The following is a 19169-nucleotide window of genomic DNA, read 5'->3' as shown; positions in this document are numbered from 1 at the left end:
CATGCGATTGAATGCGCTGCTGCCGCTGACCCTCACCTTGCTCGCCGCCCCGCTGTTGCACGCTGAAGAGCTCCCCAAGGCGATCCAGCAACTGCAGGCCAAGGGCGCCGTGATCAAGGGCAGCTTCGACGCCCCCAACGGCCTGCGCGGCTATGCCGCCGAGTACCACAACAACGGCATCGCCCTGTACCTGACGCCCGACGGCAAGCACGTGCTGGTGGGCAGCCTGTTCGACGAGCAAGGCAAGGATCTCAGCGCCGAACCACTGGAAAAACTGGTGTACGCACCGATGAGCAAGGCTGTCTGGGCGAAGATGGAAAAATCCGCCTGGATCCAGGACGGCAAGGTGGACGCCCCACGCACCGTGTACCTGTTCAGCGACCCCAACTGCCCCTACTGCAACATGTTCTGGCAGCAGGCCCGGCCCTGGGTCGAGTCGGGCAAGGTGCAGCTGCGTCACATCATGGTCGGCATCATCCGCGAGGACAGCCCGGGCAAGTCCGCCGCGCTGCTCGCCGCCAAAGACCCGGCCAAGGCCTTGCAAGAACATGAGAAGGCCGGCAAGGCCAGCACGCTCAAGGCGCTGGACAAGGTGCCGGAGGCGGTTCAGAAGAAGCTCGAGGCGAATCTGGCGCTGATGGAAGAACTGGGCCTGGCCGCAACCCCGGCGATCTTCTATCAGGATGAAAAGGGGCAGTTGCAGAGCCAGCAAGGGGCGCCGCGGCCGGAGATGCTGGGGAAGATACTCGGCAAGCGTTAAACCGCAGTCTATCTGAAGGTACAACGATAGCCTTTGGCGAATACCTCGACATGGCTGTCGTACCAACCAGCAGATAGCGCTTCAAGCCCAGCGATCCTGATGGGTCACAGGGCGCTTTGCGTTCGCTTAGGCACTGTACGCAAAGCCATGTCGTAGACAAGGAGATACGGTCGCCAGACCGGAGCCGTCCTTTTCAGGCTCATTGATACGCCCGCCTCACCCTCGACCTTGATCGTGGCTCAAGCCATCAAGGTCTCGGAAAACATAGTGTGTATACGCCGGCAGAAATCTGATTCATCGACACTGTCCGGCAACACCAATACATAGTAAAAAATTCGATTGAAGCGCAAATTGATATCGTACGGTTCGAAATCCGAATCACCTTCAAACTCGAATAGCGTAGCGATCCCGTTCAACGCTGCTGGCTTTGCCTCAACGCCAAAGCACCCCTCGCCCGTCGCCCCCAGATTGTAACCTTGCTCAAGGTGGGCCTTCAGCATCCCCTCATCTTTATAGAAAAGAATAAACTCCTCTCCCCGAATGCACTCCTGCTGCGACTGAAACCCCAGACGTGCTGCTTTTTCCGTCAATGCCGCGAGCACCAGTTCCAGCGACATGTCGGTATAAAAGCCATACATGACACCCGACCAATCAGCCATCCCACTGTCTCCTATAGCTTGCATCCGGAAGCGCCGTGACTGACATCAGCACGAAGTCTTCTATTAGCGTCCCTGAGCTGAATATCTTCTTGTATATAGAGCCTTAGATAAGCATTCTGCCGATCCACTTTTTTAACTTTCCCGCTATCAACTTCAAATGAAACAAAATGGGTACTTTTCTCTTTGGTCAGCCCCATTTTACCTCTTACATTGGTGCTCTCCATTTCCTCAGGCGTTAGTGTCGTCACGTAGACACCTTTGGGCTTGCCTTGAATAGCGCCTCGCCCCCTGGCGCCGGGGTCACTTTGATTAATCACGCCTGTCCCCATGATTCCCTTATAACCTTCCTTGCTCGTGTAATGATAAACACGCACCACCTCCAAGCCTAACGGATCGATCCATGACAGTGGATTGGGCGCATATTGATAGAGGTTGATCCCGCCCCTCAAGCCTAGCGGGTCTTGCTGGGTAAACCGCCCGATATCCGGGTCATAGAATCTGAATGTGTTGTAGTGCAGCCCAGTTTCCCGATCCAGATACTGCCCCTGAAAACGCACATTCTGCCGACTGACCTGCTCCGGCGCATGCCATTCCTCGCAGTTGTTGCCCCATACCTGGTGCTGCCCTTGCCAGGCAGTTATCCCCTGTTCGTCGGTCAGTTGCTCTACCAGGCCGACCAGATTCGTATGGAAGTGGAAAACCTGCTCATGCCCAGGCACCCCATCTACCCTGGCCAGCGGCTCATGGCCCGCCGCGTCTGCGTACAGATAGAGACTCGGTTTGCCGTCCTGAACTTCTCGCAACAGACGCAGGCCTTGCCACTGAAACTCGGTTCGACTGACCGGCGCGTCCAGGTCGTCACGGTAGACTCGTTTGTCGATGCGCCTGCCCAAGGGGTCGTAAGCAAACTCGATCCGTTCGCGAAGCGGCCCGCGCCGCTGACGGATACAGACCAGCCGATGCTCTGCATCGTATTCAAAGCGCTGGAGCAGACGATTGCCGGAGCGCTTCTCCTCGAGCCGACCAAAGCGGTCGTAGCGATAGCGTCTATCTTGGAACACCTTGACCCGGTTGTGCCGTACCCGACCGTTGACCTGATATCCCTCCAGCAGGTTGCCGGCAAGGTCGTAGCCAAAGTGCTCGACCATCGGCTGTTGCTGAGGCAACTGGCGTGACGCGCCATGGATTCGCTCGGTGGGCCCGTAGTCATAACCAATGCGCCCCTGGTAGCTGCCACGCCCACCGGCACCGGCCTGGAAACGACCGACCAGATGCTCAAGCTCCACCCCCAGCCCGCTACCAGCGCGCTGGGTCTGGGTCAGTACCTCGCCGACAAGGTTGTCCGCCGCATCGTACTCATAGTCCTTCTGCAGCAAGGGCATGCGGGTGCGCTCGCCATCCTGATATTCCACAGCCTTGCGCAGCAGGCGCCGCGTACTGTCATAACGGGTTCTGGTAAGCAATGCACCCTGGCTGCGCAAGACCTCGTCGTGTAACGCATCGCGCTCGAAGTCGCTGATCACCCGCCCGTCGAGATTGATCTGGTGCAGATGTCCGCTGCCATAGCACAGGTAGTTGATCCGGCGGGAGTCAGGCAGCGTCAAGGTCTGCAGGTTACCTAGGGGATCATAGGTGTAACCGAGTTGCCCTGGACCCTGGCTTTCGCTCAGCAATCGCCCCATGGCGTCGTAGGTGAAGTCCAACTGCTGGACCTGCCCACTACGGTGAGTGAAATGGATCGCCAGCAGATTGTCAGCAGCATCGTAGCGGTAGGTCGTCTCGCCATCGTCGGTCCGCTTGCACAGCAGACGACCGACCGCATCGTGTTCATGGTGGTGGACCTGTGCAAACACTTCGGGCTCATCCGGGCTGCCCGGCAACACCGGCTCCGCTTCGCGGCATGGATGCACGGTGCGTTGGGTGATCGCATCCAGGGCATCATAAAGCAGACTGAAACCGCCACCATCGAGGTTACGCTGACCAACCAACCGGTCTAGCGCATCCCACTGGAAGCGATAGTGCTCGCCGTTCTCGTTTTCCAACTGCTGCAAGCGGCCGTAGGCATCCCAGTGCAACCGCACAATGTGCCCCAGCGCATCAGTACGCTGCAGCAGTCGGCCGCTGCCGTCGTATTGCCATTGGGTCATGCGCTGCGCTGGGTCGACATGGCGGGCCAACTGACCGGCAGCATCGATCTGATAGTGCTCGACCCGGCCATCGGCCAATTCGCGCTGCTGCAGATGGCCACGCACATTGAAACGATAGCGCGTGGCGCCGCCCTCGGCATTGTGCACCTCGCTCAGGTGCCCACGCAGGTCGTAACGATAGTGAGTCTGTTGCCCCGAGCAATCGCGTGAGGCAGTCAGCTGGCCACGCCCGTTCCACTTGAACGAACGTTCCTTGCCTATGGCATCGACACTACGCACCATACGTCCCTGACGATCGTGGTCGTAATGTGTCAGTTGCCCGAGTGGATCGACCTCGGACAACAGGTTGCCCCGAGCATCATAGGTATAACGACGCTCATGCCCTGCTCCGTCGACGATACGGATGGGCAAGGCCCAATGTTCGGTGTAACCGATGCTTTCACGACGCCCCAACGGGTCGGCAGTGGCAACCACGCGCCCGAGCGCATCGTAGCTATAGGACCACTCGCCACCTTGTGGATCGAGGGTGCGCCGCAACAGGCCATCGACATAGTCGTGCCGCCAGCAATATCCCAGCGCATCGATGTAGGTGTGGACCTCGTTCAGCGCGCCCCAGTGATAGTGCTCCTCACGCCCCAGGCCATCGATGACCTGGGTATGGCCATGCTCCAGGTCATAGATGAAGCGATAGTCCTCGCCGTCGCTGCCCCAGTGCCGAACCACGCGCCATTCATGCTCGGGCTGTAGCTCCAACAGCGCGGGCATGGCGTAAGGCGTGCCATCCAGACTGCACGGTTGGCGCGCCGGCGGTGGCGTGAAGCGGGCCCACTCGTAGTACCGCGTAGCCCCCATGGGCAGCGTATGGCTGGCCAGCAACCCTTGGTCGGTGTAGGTAAACTGCCTCAGCAATTGCCCTTCGGCATCGGCGACAACCTCCAATTGCCCTGCCGAGGTGTAGCGATACTGCACCAGGCATTCGCGCTGCTCGACGGCAAAGGCCTGACCGGCCCGCAAGTACAGTCTGTGGATCTCGGCTACCCGGCGCGGTTGCCCGTCGGCATAGCGCAGTTCGATGAAGGTCCGGGCCGAGCTGTCGCCGAGGAACTGCAATCGGCCTTGTTCGTCGTAGAACAGCTCCAGGCAATTGAGGTTGCGATCACCGACCTTGACCAGGCGCGACCGCCGACTGTCCAATGGATCGGTATGGAACACCTGGTACAACCCGCTGTTGATGTCCTCGACGATGGTGAAACCGTTGTCCTGATGAAAGAACGCCAGGCCATCGAGAATACTGACGAAGGCACTGCCGACCTGCAGACGCCCGAGCTCCAGCCTGGCGCCCTCATCATCGACGTAGATCCACAACTCGCCCCCCTCAGGGTGCGCGACACGCTCCAGGCGCACTTCATAGGGCACACTCCAACCCATGCCGAACAGGCCATCGCTACGCCGGTCGTTGCTGTCATAGCGCCGCGCCCAAGTGATCGGGACCAGCGCCGCGAGTGTGAAATCCACATCCTCGGGGCCATCCTGGAATTTGCTGCCCATGGCTGGAGCCACCGGGTTGCCCACCCCGCAGCGGCGACCCTTGAGCATGCCCCGGCGACTGATGAGCATCCCGGCAATCAGGCCAATGATCTTCGCCGCAGCGCTCTTGCCGTCGTGGATGTCGCGCACGGTGGTGGTGCCGCCACCGATGCGCACATTGGGCGAATAGGTCATGCCGATCGGCCCGTCGCAGGTGGTCTTGTCTCCGACCCGCGCTGCCGGCTGGCCATTGATGAACACCTTGTCCGAGCCTTGGGCAACGAACTGTTCGGGCATTGGCGGGTGCTTGCTGCAGACCGCCTTGTCCTCGGGCTTGGGAATCGATCCGGGCGCGGCCGGCGTGGTCACCGGCGGGTTGAAGATGCTGTTGATCTCCTGCGCCAAGCCGATCACCGGCAATACCATCGAGGCGCCGACCATGGCGTAGGCCCCGATGTTTTCGAGGATCGACGGTTCATCGGCTGGGCCCGGCGCCTCGACCGGGCCACCACTCACCCCGGCGGCGCGCGCCGCGAGGATGCCGTTGATGCGGGTATTATGCGAGCCACTGCTGATCGAGCCGTACGGCTCGGGCGGAAACAGCGAATTGCCGACCCAGTTGCTGAAGTCGCTGATATGCTCGCCAATGCTCTTGTCTTCACCGGCCGGCAGCATGGCGGCAGCACTGACCATGACCCCGGCGATCAACGGCGTGAGCACGGCGGCGGCACCGCCGGTACCGACCACCGCGACCACCGCGCCACCAATGGCGGCACCGACCGCAGCGACCGCCGCCGCATAGACGGCGGCCTCGACCAGGCCACTGACCAGCTCGGCCATCAGCGGGGGATGAAGAATGAGATCGCCCATGCGGGCGGCATGCAGGCTATCGTCCATGAAACCCGTGAAATCCTTGCGCACTGTGTGCAGCGTAGCACCGGCAAGGGTGAGGATTACAGGGTGGCCATACGCCATATCGGCGCGTCAGCGCGGGGCCTGCCTGATCCTCTGGGAACAGGCAGCCCCCGCGCTGAAGGCAATGCAGTTACAACGCCTCCAGCTCCGCCATCAGGTCGCTCAACCGATCGACCTTGGCGTCATCCAGCGCGCTGTCCTGCAGCCCGCGCACGTACTCCGCCAACTCCTCCACCGTGCTGCACTCGAACATCGCCCGCAACGGCACGTTCAACTGCAGGGCCTTCTGCACCCGCGAGGCGATCTGCGTCGCCAGCAACGAATGCCCGCCCAGCTCGAAGAAGTTGTCGCGCACGCCCACCCGTTCGGCCTTGAGCACATCGGCCCAGATGCCGGCGAGGGCCTGTTCCAGTTCGTCACGCGGCGCCAGGTAGGCCTGGCTGTGCTGGCCGCCGATCTCGATGGCCGGCAGCGCCTTGCGGTCGAGCTTGCCGTTGGCGTTGTGCGGCAGGCTGTCGAACCAGCCCCAGTGCAGCGGCACCATGTACTCCGGCAGTTCGGCGCGCAGGCGCTGCCTGAGTTGGTCGAGCAGCGCGGCGTCGGCGGCGACGCCCTGGTGCGCCACCAGGTAGCCGACCAGGTGCTTGCCGTTGACGCCCTCCTGCACGCCCACCGCGGCATCGCGCAGCTCGGCTTGCTCGTGCAGGCGTGCCTCGATCTCGCCCAGCTCGATGCGGTAGCCGCGGATCTTCACCTGGTGGTCGATACGCCCGACGTACTCCAGCACGCCATCGGGACGGCGCCGGGCCAGGTCGCCGGTGCGGTACAGCCGCTCGCCCGGTGCACCGTACGGATGCGGGATGAATGCCTGGGCGGTGCGCAGCGGATCGCCCACATAGCCACGGCCCACGCCGGTACCGGCGACGCACAGCTCGCCCACCGCGCCCAGCGGCACCAGGGTCTGGTCCTCGCCGAGCAGGTACAGGCGGTTGTTGTCGGTCGGCGTGCCGATCGGCAGGTAGCTGCCCTGGGTCGAGGCGGCATCGACGCGGAAGAACGCCACGTCATCCGAACACTCCGCCGGGCCATAGGCGTTGACCAGGCCGATGGCCGGGTAGCGCTGCAGCCACTGGGCGGCCAGCTCGGGCGGCATGGCCTCGCCGGTCGGCAGCATCCAGCGCAGGCCGTCGAGGGCCTGGTGGTCGTTGGCCAGCATGCCCTGGATCAGCGACGGCACGCTCTCCAGCACGGTGATGCCGGTGGCCTGCACATGGCTCAGCAGGCCCTGCGGGTCGTGGGCGATGGCGTTCGGCACGATCTGCACCTTGGCCCCGAACAGCGGCGCGGCGAGGAACTGCCACACCGAGATGTCGAAGCTCTGCGAGGCGGTCTGGGCGATCACGTCCTGCTCGTCCAAGGCCAGGTACGGCACCTTGCTCAGCTGGTTGTTGAGCATGCCGCGCTGCTCGACCATCACGCCCTTGGGCAGGCCGGTGGAGCCGGAGGTGTAGATCACGTAGGCGAGGTTGTCCGGCGCGCTGTGGATGCCGGGGTTGTGGCTGGCCACGTTGCTCGCCTGCACCTCTTCCCAGACCAGCAGCTTCGGCCGTGCCGCGCCCGCCACTTCGTCGAGCAGCTGGCGCGCCTGCTCGGCGCAGGCCGCGCTGCACACCAGTACCGGCGTGCGGCTGAGCTCGACGATGCGTTGCAGGCGCGCCGACGGCAGGCCCGGATCCAGCGGCAGGTAACCGGCGCCGGCCTTGAAGCTGCCGACGATCATGCCCAGCAGCGCCAGGCCGCGCTCGGCCAGCAGCGCCACCGGTTGGTCGATGGCCACGCCGGCCGCGACCAGGGCATGGCCGAGGCGGTTGGCCGCCACGTTCAAACCGGCATAGTCGTAGGCGGCATCCAGGCAACGGGCGACAGTGCGCTGCGGGTGCGCGGCGACCCGCGCCTCGAACAGCTCGACGTAGCTCTGCTCCAGGGCGTAGCTGTGCTCAGTGCGGTTGCAGTCGTCGAGCAGGAAGCGCTGCTCGTCGGCGCCCAGCAATGCCAGCTCATCCACCTCGCCGTCGAAGCCTTCGACCAGCGCCAGCAGCAGGCGCTTGAACTCGGCGAGCAGGCGCTCGACGGTCGGGTAGTCGAAGTAGCGCTGGTCGAACGACAGGTGCAGGCCCAGGTCGTCGCCCGGGTAGCATACCGCGGTCAGCGGGAAGTTGGTGTGGGTGCGGCCCGAGTCGGAGCTGGCATCCAAGTGCTGGGCGTGGTCGAGCACGGCGGTTTCCACCGGGGCGTTCTCGAACACGAACAGGCTGTCGAACAGCGGCTGGCCCTTGGGCAGTTCGCTGCATTCCTGGATCGCCACCAGCGGCAGGTACTCGTACTCGCGCAACTGCATGTTGCGGTCGAGCAGGCCTTGCAGCCAGTCACGCACGCTACGCCGCTCGCCGGGCTGCGGCATCTGCACGCGCAGGGCGATGCTGTTGATGAACAGGCCGACCGTGCGCTGCATCTGCGGCAGACTCACCGGGCGCCCGGCCACCGTGACGCCGAACACCACGTCGCGGTCGCCGCTGTAACGGGCCAGGGTCAGGGCCCAGGCCGCCTGGGCGAAGGTGTTGACCGTCAGCTGGTGAGCCTGGGCCAGTTCGCGCAGGCGCGCGCCCTCGCTCAGCTCGAGGCGGGTGTAGCAATCGCCCACCAGCATGCCGTCACCGGCGTGATCGTGGCGCAGCGGCCGATCGCTGGGGATCGCCGTGGCCCGTTCGAAGCCGGCCAGGTTGGCCTGCCACCACTGGCGCGCCTCGTCGAGGTCCTGGCGCTGCAGCCAGCCGATGTAGTCGCGGTAGCGCGGCGGCACCGGCAACTGGGCCTGGCGTCCCTCGCCCAGGGCCTGGTAGATCTCGAAGAAGTCGTTCATCAGCAGCGAGCGGCACCAGGCATCGATGAGGATGTGGTGGTTGCTCATCATGAACCAGTAGCGTGCGTCGTCGACGCGCACCAGGCGCAGGTGGAACGGCGCTTCGCGCAGCAGTTCGAAGCCGGCCTCGCGCTCCTGCTTGTGCAGGGCCTGCAGGCGCGCTTCCTGGGCGTGCTCGTCGAGGCCGCGCCAGTCCTGGTAGTCCACCGGCGTCTTGCCAGGCTTGTGGATGATCTGCAGCATCGCTTCGCCGGCGTTCCAGCTGAACGATGCGCGCAGCGCTTCGTGACGCGCCACCACGGCCTGCCAGGCCTGGGCGAAACGCTCGGGGTCGAGGGCGCTGTTGATGCGGTAGCGGTCCTGCATGTAGTAGATGCCGGTGCCCGGCTCGAGCAGGGTGTGTAGCAGCAGGCCTTCCTGCATCGGCGTCAGCGGGTAGACATCCTCGATCTCGGCGGCCAGGATCGGCAGCGCGTCGATCTGCTCCTGGGTCAGTTGCGCCAGCGGGAAGTCCGACGGCGTGAAGCTGCCGTTGCCGTCCGCCAGGCAGTGGCCGACCAGGGCCAGCAGCTCCTGGCGGTAGGCTTCGGCCAGGCGGGCAATGGTCGCTTCGTCGTAGCGCTCGGCGCTGAAGCTCCAGCGCAGTTGCAGCGCGCCGCCGTACACCTGGCCATCGACGCTCAGCCAGTTCGGCAGCGGCGCGTCGAGGTCATGGGCCAGGCCTGCGGGAGCGTCGAGCGGCTGGAACAACGCCGCCTGGTCGAACTGCTGGTCGAACTGGCCCAGGTAGTTGAAGGTGATGCGCGCCTGGGGCAGCGCGGCCATGCGTTCGCGCCCGGCCTCATCGGCCAGGTAACGCAGCACGCCATAACCCAACCCCTTGTGCGGCACCTGGCGCAGTTGCTCCTTGATGCGCTTGATCGAGCCGGCACGGGCCGATTCGCCCTCGCCCATCTCCGGGCTCAGGCTCAGCGGGTAGGCATTGGTGAACCAGCCGACGCTGCGGGTCAGGTCCATGTCCTCGAACAAGCCGTCGCGACCATGGCCTTCCAGCTGCACCAGCACCTGTTGATCGCCGCTCCACTGGCACAGGGTGCGCGCCAGGGCGGTCAGCAGCAGGTCATTGACCTGGGTGTGGTAGGCCGCCGGCGCCTGTTGCAGCAGCTGGCGGGTCTGCTCGACGTCCAGCTCGATGGCGATGCTGCGGGCATGGCAGTGCAGGTTGCCGCCCTGGGGATGGTCACAGGGCAGTTCGCGACGGGCGTTGCCCAGTTGCGCTTCCCACCAGCCCAGCTCGTCGCGCAGTGAATCGCTGCCGGCATAGCTGGCCAGGCGCGCCGCCCAATCGCCCATGGCATGGGTCTTGGCGGCCAGCGTTTCACCGCGGTACAGCGCCTGCAGGTCTTCCAGCAGGACACGCCAGGACACGCCATCGACCACCAGGTGATGGATCGCCAGCAGCAGGCGCTGGGCGCCCTGCTCGTCGCTGACCAGCAAGGCGCGCAGCAACGGCCCCTCGGCAAGGTCGAGGCTGCGCTGCACATCGGTATAGAGCGCCTGGCAGTCCTCGAAATCGCTCACGGTCGCGGTCCACAGCAACGGCTGGCTGCTCGGCTGGGCGTACTCGGCCTGCCAGCGACCGCTGGCCTGGCCGAAGCGCAGGCGCAGGCTGTCGTGGTGTTCGACCAGCGCGGCCAGGGCCCGCTCCAGCGCCTCGGCCTGCAGCGGCTGGCGCACCTGCAGCAGCACCGCCTGGTTCCAGTGCTGTGGTTGCGGCACTTCGCTGTCGAAGAACCAGTGCTGGATCGGCGTCAGGCCGCTGCGGCCCTCGCGCGGCCCTTGTTCAATGCTGCTCGGCGCTTCGCTGCGGGTCACCACCGCAGCCAGGGTCTGGATGGTCTGGTGCTGGAACAGGTCGCGCGGGGTGAACTGCAGCCCCAGCTGACGGGCCCGGCTGACCACCTGGATCGACAGGATCGAATCGCCACCCAGTTCGAAGAAGTTGTCCTGCACGCCAATGCGCGACAGGTTGAGCACTTCGCGCCAGACCTGCGCCAGCTGGCTTTCCAGCTCGTTGGCCGGAGCCTGGTAGTGCTGGCGCGCCTGTTCCAGGTCCGGCGCCGGCAGCGCGCGGCGGTCGAGCTTGCCGTTGCCCATCAGCGGCAGGCTGTCGAGCAGCACCAGGTGCGCCGGTACCATGTAGTCCGGCAGGTGCTGGCGGGCATCGGCCTTGACCGCCTCGCGCAGCAGGGCCTGGGCCTCGCCGTCGGCGCTGGCCTGCGGGCACACCAGGTAGCCCACCAGTTGCTTGCCCCCCGGCAGGTCGAGGGCCAGGACCACCGCCTCCTCGACGTCGGCATGCTCCTGCAGGCGGCTCTCGATCTCGCCCAGCTCGATACGGAAACCGCGAATTTTCACCTGCTGGTCGGCACGCCCGACATATTCCACCAGGCCATCGGCGCGCAGGCGCACCAGGTCGCCGGTGCGGTACAGACGGCCACCGTCATGGCTGAACGGGTCGGCGACGAAGCGCTCGGCGCTCAGGCCCGGACGGTCGTGGTAGCCCTGGGCCAGGCCCGCGCCACCCACGTACAGCTCACCGATGCCGCCCTGTGGCAGCAGGGCCAGGTCGTCGTCGAGGATATAAGCCGTGCGGGCACCGATCACCCGGCCGATCGGCACGCTGCCGGCATCGACGGGCAGCGTGTCCGGCGCCAGGCACGCCAGCGGCATGACCACGGTCTCGGTTGGGCCGTAGGCGTTGAAGAACTGTTGCGGGGCAAAGGCCTGGCGGATGCGCTGCAGGTGTTCGCCGGTCAGCGCCTCGCCACCGGTGATCACCAGGCGCACCGGCAGCTGCTCGCCTTGCCCGGCCAGGTACTGGGCCAGCTGGCTGCCGTAGCTCGGGGTAAAGCCGAGCACGCTGACCTGCTGCTCGCGCACCAGCTGGCAGATTTCCTCTGCGCCCCACTGCCCCTGGGCACGCAGCACCACACGGGCGCCGCACAGCAGCGGCACCAGCAGGCGTTCGCTGGCGGCGTCGAAGTTGATCGAATAGAAATGCAGCTCGCAGTCGTCGCTGCGCATGCCGAACTCGGCGATCACCGCCTTGCAGTGCATGGCGATTTCACCGTGGCTGACCACCACGCCCTTGGGCTTGCCGGTGGAGCCGGAGGTGTAGATCAGGTAGGCCTGGTGCTGCGCCAGGTTGAAGTTGTCCAGGGCGGCGTCGCTGTAGGCGGACAGGCTCGCGGCATCGTCCTCCAGGCTCCAGCGCGCGACGCCCGGCGGCAGTTCGCCCAGGGTGTCGAGCAGGTCGCGCTGGCCGATCAGCAGGCCGAGGCGGCTGTCCTCGATCATGTAGCGCAGGCGGTCGAGGGGATACTCCGGGTCCAGCGGCACATAGGCACCACCGGCCTTGAGAATGGCCAGCAGGCCCACCACCATCTCCAGCGAGCGTTCCAGCGCCAAACCCACCCGCACCTGCGGGCCGACGCCACGTTCGCGCAGGGCGCGGGCCAGGCGATTGGCCTGCTGGTCGAGCTCGGCATAGCTCAAGTGCTTGCCGGCAAAGGTCAGGGCCAGGGCCTGCGGGGTGCGCTCGGCCTGGGCGGCGAACAGCCCGTGCAGCGTCTGGTTCAGCTCGAAGTCCTGCTCGCCCTGAAGCTGGCCGATCAGCACCTGCTGCTCGGCTTCGGCGAGCATCGGCAGTTCGCACAGGCGCTGCTGCGGGTCATCGATCAGCGCCACCAGCAGCTGCTGCCAGTGCTCGGCCATGCGGGCGATGCGCGGTTCGTCGAACAGGTCGCGGCTGTAGGTGAAGCAGCAGCCCAGGCGGCCGTCGAGGTCGGTGACCTCCAGGTACAGGTCGAACTTGGTGGCGCTGGCATCGTTGACCAGGTAGTCCACCTGCATGCCCACCAGCTCACGGCTCTGCTGGAAGGCCCAGCGCTGCACGTTGCACATCACCTGGAACAGGGGGTTGTAGGCGCTCGAGCGCGGCGGCTGCAGGGCCTCGACCAGTTGCTCGAACGGCAGGTCCTGGTGCGACTGGCCATCGATGATGGTCTGGCGCACCTGGTCGAGCAGCGCGCCGGCGCTCATCTGCCCGTCCAGCTCGCAGCGCAGCACCTGGGTGTTGAGGAAGGCGCCGATCAGCCCCTCGCTTTCCGGGCGGATGCGGTTGGCCACCGGCGCGCCGATGCGCAGGTCGCGTTGGCCGCTGTAGCGATGCAGCAGCGCGGCCAGGGTGGCGGTCATGGTCATGAACAGGGTCAGGCCGCGCTGGCTGTTGAAGGCATGCACGCGCTTGACCAGCGCCGGATCCAGATCGAAGCGGTAGAGCTCACCCTGGTGGCTCTGCACCGCCGGGCGCGGGCGGTCGGCCGGCAGCGCCAGCACCGGGTGCTCGTCGCCCAGGCGGTCTTTCCAGTAGGCCAGCTGACGGGCGCCCTCGCCGCTTTCCAGCCACTGGCGCTGCCACACGCTGTAGTCGAGGTACTGCACCGGCAGCGGCGCCAGCGGCGACTCGCGCTCGTCGACGAAGGCCTCGTACAGCTCGCCCAGCTCACGGGCGAAGATGTCCATGGCCCAGCCTTCGGTGACGATGTGGTGCAGGGTCAGGACGAAGTAGTGCTCGCGCTCGCCGGCCTTGACCAGGCAGGCGCGCAGCAGCGGGCCGCGCTCCAGGTCGAACGGCTGGTGCGCCTGGTCGTCGGCCAGTTGCTGGAGGCGTTGCTGGCGGGCCTCGTCGGCCAGGGCGCTGAAGTCGTGCCAGTGCAGTTGCAGGTGGCTGTCGTCGGCCACGCACTGGTACGGCTTGCCGTCGATGCTGGGGAAGGTGGTGCGCAGGGTTTCATGGCGCACGATCAGCGCCTGCAGGGCGCGCTCGAAGGCGTCCACGTGCAGCGGTCCCTGGAAGCGGGCCATGCCGCCGACGTTGTAGGCGGGGCTGCGCGGGTCCATCTGCCAGAGGAACCACATGCGCTGCTGCGAGTACGACAGCGGCACGGCCTGGCGGCGGTCGACACGGGCGATGGCGCCTTGGCGGTTGCGCTCGCCGCTGCCCTGCAGGCGGGCGATTTCGGCGCAGAACGCGCCCAGCTCGCTGGCGTCGAACAGGGCCTTGAGTGGCAGCTCGACATCCAGCGCCTGGCGGGTGCGCGAGACGATCTGGGTGGCCAGCAGCGAGTGGCCGCCGAGGGCGAAGAAGTCGTCCTGCAGACCGACCTGCGGCAGGTTCAGCACCTCGCGCCAGATCGCCGCGACCTGCTGCTGCAGCGCGCTCTGCGGCTCGACATGTTCACGTTGCTGCCAGACCGGCGCCGGCAGCGCCTTGCGCTCGACCTTGCCGCTCGGCCCCAGGGGCATCTGCGCCAGGTGGATGAGCTGCGCCGGCACCATGTAGGCCGGCAGGCGCTCGGCCAGCGCGGCCAGCAGCGCGTCGCTCTGCTCGATGCCGCTGTAGTAGCCCACCAGCTGGGCACCGACGGCGTCCTGGTGGATCAGCACCAACGCCTGGGCGACACCCGGCTGGGCCAGCAGCACCGCCTGCACTTCCTCGGGCTCGACGCGGAAACCGCGCACCTTCACCTGCTGGTCGAGGCGGCCCAGGTACTCCAGGGCCTGGCTCTGCACCTGCCAGCGGGCGCGGTCGCCACTGCGGTACAGGCGCGCGCCGTCGCCATCGGGCTGGGGCACGAAGCGTTCGGCGGTCAACCCCGGACGGCCGAGGTAACCACGGGCCAGGCCCGCGCCTCCCAGGCACAGCTCGCCGGGTACGCCCGGCGCGCTCAGCTCGAATTCGTCGTCCAGCACCCGGCACAGCACGTTGCCCAGCGGGCGGCCAATGGGTGAGCGCGCACCGTCATCCGACTGGCAGTGCCAGTGGGTAACGTTGATGGCGGTTTCGGTCGGGCCGTAGCGGTTGTGCAGTTGCACTTGCGGCAGCAGTTGCAGCACGCGGTCGCGCAGGGCCGCGGACAGCGCCTCGCCACCGGAGAACAACCGGCGCAGGCTGGTGCAGCCGGCGGCCAGCGGCTCCTGGACAAACACCTGCAGCAGCGGCGGCACGAAGTGCAGCGTGGTCACCCCGTGTTGCTGGATCAGCTGGGCGATGCGCTGCGGGTCACGGTGCTCGCCGGGGCCGGTCAGCACCAGCCGGCAACCGGTGACCAACGGCCAGAAACACTCCCACACCGACACGTCGAAGCTGATCGGCGCTTTCTGCATCAGCACGTCGCTGTCGTCCAGCGCGTAGGTTTGCTGCATCCACTGCAAGCGTTCGGCCAGGGCCGCGTGGGTGTTGCCCACGCCCTTGGGCTGGCCGGTGGAGCCGGAGGTGTAGATCACGTAGGCAAGGTTGTCGCCGTGCAGGTGCAGACCGGGAGCCTGGCTCGGCCAGCTGTCCAGGTGCAGCTGGTCGAGTGCAATGGCGCTGACGCCGTCCACCTGCGGCAGCTTGTCGAGCAGGCTGGCGTGGCTGAGCAGCAGGCCGGCCTTGCAGTCGGCCAACATGTAGGCCAGGCGCTCGGCCGGGTAGTCGGTGTCCAGCGGCACATAGGCGCCGCCGGCCTTGAGGATGGCCAGCAGGCCGACCAGCAGCTGTGGCGAACGCTCCAGGGCGATGGCCACGCAGGTGTCCGGGCCGACGCCCTTGTCACGCAGGTAGTGGGCCAGGCGGTTGGCCTGCTGGTGCAGCTCGGCATAGCTGAGCTGGCCGCCCTCCCACACCAGCGCGGTGCGCTCGGGGGTCAGGCGGGCCTGTTCATTGAGTTGCTCGACCAGCAGCCGCGGCGCGCTCGTCATCGGTGCCTGCCCCCAGCCGAGCAGTTGCGCGCGGCCCTGCTCGTCGAGCAGGCGCACTTCGCCAAGGGCCAGCTGCGGTTCGGCGCAGACCTGCTCGAGCAAGGCCAGCAGATGGCTGGCCAGGCGCTTGACGGTGGCCGCCTCGAACAACCCGGCGGCGTAGTCGAAGGCCAGCGTCAGGCGGCCCTGGTGGTCTTCCTCGCTGTGCAGCTGCAGGTCGAACTTGGCCTCGCGGCTGTGCCACGGCAGCTCTTCGGCCAGCAGCCCGGGCAGGCGACGCAGGGCCGACAGGTCGCGCTGCTGGTGGTTGAACATCACCTGGAACAGGCCCTGCTCACGGGCCTGCGGCAGCGCTTCGAGCAACTGCTCGAACGGCAGGTCCTGATGGGCCTGGGCCTCCAGGGTGGCCTGGCGCGCCTGGGCCAGCAGCCCGGCGAACGGCAGGCGGCCGTCGAGCTCGGCGCGCAGCACCTGGGTGTTGATGAAGAAGCCGACCATGCCCTGGGTTTCCAGGCGCGGGCGGTTGGCGTTGGGCACGCCGACGCGGATGTCGACCTGGCCGCTGTAGCGGTGCAGCAGGGCCTGCCAGCCGGCCAGCAGGACCATGAACAGGCTGGCCTGCTGGTCGCGGGCCAGTTCCTTGAGGGCGCTGGTCAGCGCCGCCGGCACCTTGAGGCTGTGGCGCGCAGCGCGGGTGTGCTGCTGGCTGGCGCGAGGCTGGTCGGTGCACAGGTCGAGCACCGGCAGTTGATCACCCAGCGTGTTCTTCCAGTAGTCGAGCTGACGGGCGCTCTCGCCGTCGGCCAGCCACTGGCGCTGCCACTGCCCGTAGTCGGCGTAGCCCAGTGTCAGTTCAGGCAGTTGCACGGCCTGGCCCTGGGCGGCGTACAGGCGGGCGAACTCATCCAGCAGGATGTTCAGCGACCAGCCGTCAGCAACGATGTGGTGCAGGGTCACCCACAGCTGGTGCTCTTCATCGTCCAGGCGGGCCAGGGTCACCCGCAGCAGCGGGCCCTGACGCAGGTCGAACGGCTGCTGCGCCTCGTCCTCGCGGCGCGCGGCCACCTCGGCAGGCGACAGCCCTTCGAGATCCAGATGACGCAGGCTGAACGACTGGCTCGGCAGGATGCGCTGCACGGCCTGGCCGTCGACCTCGTCGAACAGCGTGCGCAAGGATTCATGGCGGGCGACCAGTGCCTGGAAGCTCGCCTGCAGCGCCGCCTCGTCAAGCTCGCCGCGCAGGTGCAGACCGGCGGGGATGTTGTAGGCGGCGGACTGCGGCTCCAGTTGCCACAACAGCCACAGGCGATTTTGTGCCAGTGACTGCGGCAACGCCTGGTCGCGGTCCTGGTTGCGGATCACGCCCGCTGCGGTGCCGCCTTCGGCGACAATGGCCGCCACGGCGGCGCTGTAGTCGGCCAGGGTCGGCGCTTCGAACAGGGTGCGCAGGCTCAGTTGCAGGCCCAGCTCGTCGCCCAGGCGCGCGGTCACCTGGGTGGCGGCGATGGAGTTGCCGCCCAGCAGCAGGAAGTGATCGTCCGCCGCCACCGCCTCGACCTTGAGCAGTTCACGCCAGATACCGGCGATCCGTGCCTGCAGGTCGTCACCCGCCACGCCATTAACCTGCTCCGTTTGCGCCGTCGGGAACCGCGCATAGATATCCAGGCTGCCGTCGTTCATGCGCAGGCGGCAGGCCGAGCGCTGCAGCTTGCCGCTGGAGGTCTTGGGCAGCGCGCCGGGGTTGAGCAGCAGGACCACGGCCGGGGCCTGGCGGCAGGCGTCGGCGATGACCCGACGCAGGGTGTTGATCAGCGCCTCGGGCGTGTGCGCCTTCTGCACATTGCGGCTGATCTCCACCGCCACGCCGATGCCCTCCTCGCCCTGGTCGTCGACGGCGAATACCGCCACCCGGCCCTTGCGCAGCACCTCGACCTCACGCTCCAGGGTCTTTTCCAGGTCCTGCGGGTAGATGTTCTGGCCTCGGACGATGAGCATGTCCTTCAGGCGCCCGGTGACGAACACCTCGCCATCGCGCATGAAACCCAGGTCGCCGGTGCGCAGCCAGGTCTGGCCGTCCATCTCGACGAACGTACGGGCGCTGGCCTCGGGGTTGCGCCAGTAGCCCAGGGCGATGCTCGGGCCGCCGGCCCAGATCTCGCCCACCTGGTTGTCAGCCAGCACCTGCAGCTGCTGCGGCTCGACGATGCGCACCGCGTGGTCCGGCTGCGGATAGCCGCAACTCATCAGCACGCTGCCCTTGCCCGGCTCGGCACGGTTGGCGGCGAAGGCCTCGGCATCCAGTTCCAGGGCGCCGATGCCCTGGCCACGGCGGCTGCCGCTGACGAACAGGGTGGCCTCGGCCAGGCCGTAGCTGGCGAAGAAGCTGCTGGTGTCGAAGCCACAGGCGGCAAATTTTTCGGCGAAGGTGTCCAGGCTGTCCTGGCGTATCGGCTCGGAACCGGAATAGGCCACGCGCCAGCGGCTCAGGTCCAGGCCGGCGAGCGCGGCCTCGCTGACCCGCTCGCTGCACAGCCTATAGGCGAAGTCTGGACCGCCGCTGATGGTGCCGCCGTATTCGCTGATCGCCTGCAGCCAACGCAGCGGCCGAGCGAGGAAATAGCCCGGCGACATCAGCACGCAAGGCACGCCGCTGAAGATCGGCTGCAGCAGGCCACCGATCAGGCCCATGTCGTGGTACAGCGGCAGCCAGCTGACGATCACGTCGTCCGGGTTCAGGTCGATGCCGAAACCCTGGCGGATCAGTTGCTCGTTGGCCACCAGGTTGCCGTGGCTGACCTGCACGCCCTTGGGCAGCGCGGTGGAGCCGGAGGTGTACTGCAGGAAGGCGATGTCATTGCCCGCGAGCTCGGGCTCGCGCCACTGCCCGGCCAACTGCGGGTCCAGACGATCCACGGCCAGCAGGCCCGGAGCGCTGGCGCCAGCCAGGGCTTCGAGACCCTGCAAACTGTCACACAGCGCTTCTACCGTCAGCAGCAGCCGCGGCTCGGCGTCGTCGATGATCGATAGCAAGCGCTCCTGATGATGCTGGCGCGAAGACTCCGGCGGATAGGCCGGCACGGCGATCACCCCGGCATACAGGCAGCCGAAGAAGGCCGCGACATAGTCCGGGCCGCTGGGGAACAGCAGCACGGCACGCTCGCCGAATCCGGCCCGGGCCTGCAACGCTGCGGCGATGGTCCGCGCGCGTTGGTCGAGGTCCCGGTAGCTGAGCACCGCCTGCTCGCCGGGCGCATCGGCCAGGAAGCGCAAGGCGATGCGCTCTGGGGTCTGGGCGGCGCGCTGCGCCAGGGCCTGGACCAGCGAGTGCGGGAGTTCGAAGGCGTCCGTCATGGATTGTTCCTGCCAGTGTCTGGGTGAGTCGCGCCTGACTGACCCGCGCACGACAGGCGGGCAGTGTTCGGCAGCCGAGATGT

4 protein-coding genes are annotated in these 19169 nt (G+C 66.6%); 1 reads left to right on the top strand and 3 read right to left on the bottom strand.

Going from position 1 to position 19169, the window contains the following annotated elements; all coding sequences use genetic code 11:
- Window position 1 precedes the first annotated feature (1 nt).
- Window positions 2-760 (top strand): thiol:disulfide interchange protein DsbG, encoded by a 759-nt coding sequence (gene dsbG / locus VUG52_RS08660; RefSeq protein WP_050706562.1) that lies wholly within the window; start codon window positions 2-4, stop codon window positions 758-760.
- Between the two features lie 239 nt (window positions 761-999).
- Here the strand turns inward: dsbG and VUG52_RS08655 are convergent, their stop codons facing one another.
- The 3 genes from VUG52_RS08655 to VUG52_RS08645 form a co-directional block, all read right to left on the bottom strand.
- On the bottom strand, window positions 1000-1419 hold the full coding sequence (locus VUG52_RS08655) for a hypothetical protein (protein WP_262951150.1): 420 nt from the start codon (window positions 1417-1419) through the stop codon (window positions 1000-1002).
- Window positions 1420-1430: 11 nt separating this feature from the next.
- A complete protein-coding gene (locus tag VUG52_RS08650) occupies window positions 1431-5990 on the bottom strand; it encodes an RHS repeat-associated core domain-containing protein (protein ID WP_331832702.1) in 4560 nt (1519 codons plus the stop codon).
- A 148-nt stretch (window positions 5991-6138) separates the two neighbouring features.
- Window positions 6139-19086, bottom strand: a complete 12948-nt coding sequence (locus tag VUG52_RS08645) for a non-ribosomal peptide synthetase (RefSeq protein ID WP_262951147.1) — start codon at window positions 19084-19086, stop codon at window positions 6139-6141.
- Window positions 19087-19169: the final 83 nt, after the last annotated feature.

The organism is Pseudomonas sp. LH21 (genome assembly GCF_036549575.1).
In the GTDB taxonomy this organism is placed as follows: domain Bacteria; phylum Pseudomonadota; class Gammaproteobacteria; order Pseudomonadales; family Pseudomonadaceae; genus Aquipseudomonas; species Aquipseudomonas peradeniyensis.
The sequence above is the reverse complement of the archived record's forward strand: the minus strand, read 5'-3'. Positions and strand labels throughout refer to the sequence as shown.

Bases quoted from the DNA above. Each gene is read 5' to 3' on its own strand.
- dsbG (WP_050706562.1), top strand. From the start codon at position 2: ATGCGATTGAATGCGCTGCTGCCGCTGACCCTCACCTTGCTCGCCGCC.
- VUG52_RS08655 (WP_262951150.1), bottom strand. From the start codon at position 1,419: ATGGCTGATTGGTCGGGTGTCATGTATGGCTTTTATACCGACATGTCG.
- VUG52_RS08650 (WP_331832702.1), bottom strand. From the start codon at position 5,990: ATGGACGATAGCCTGCATGCCGCCCGCATGGGCGATCTCATTCTTCAT.
- VUG52_RS08645 (WP_262951147.1), bottom strand. From the start codon at position 19,086: ATGACGGACGCCTTCGAACTCCCGCACTCGCTGGTCCAGGCCCTGGCG.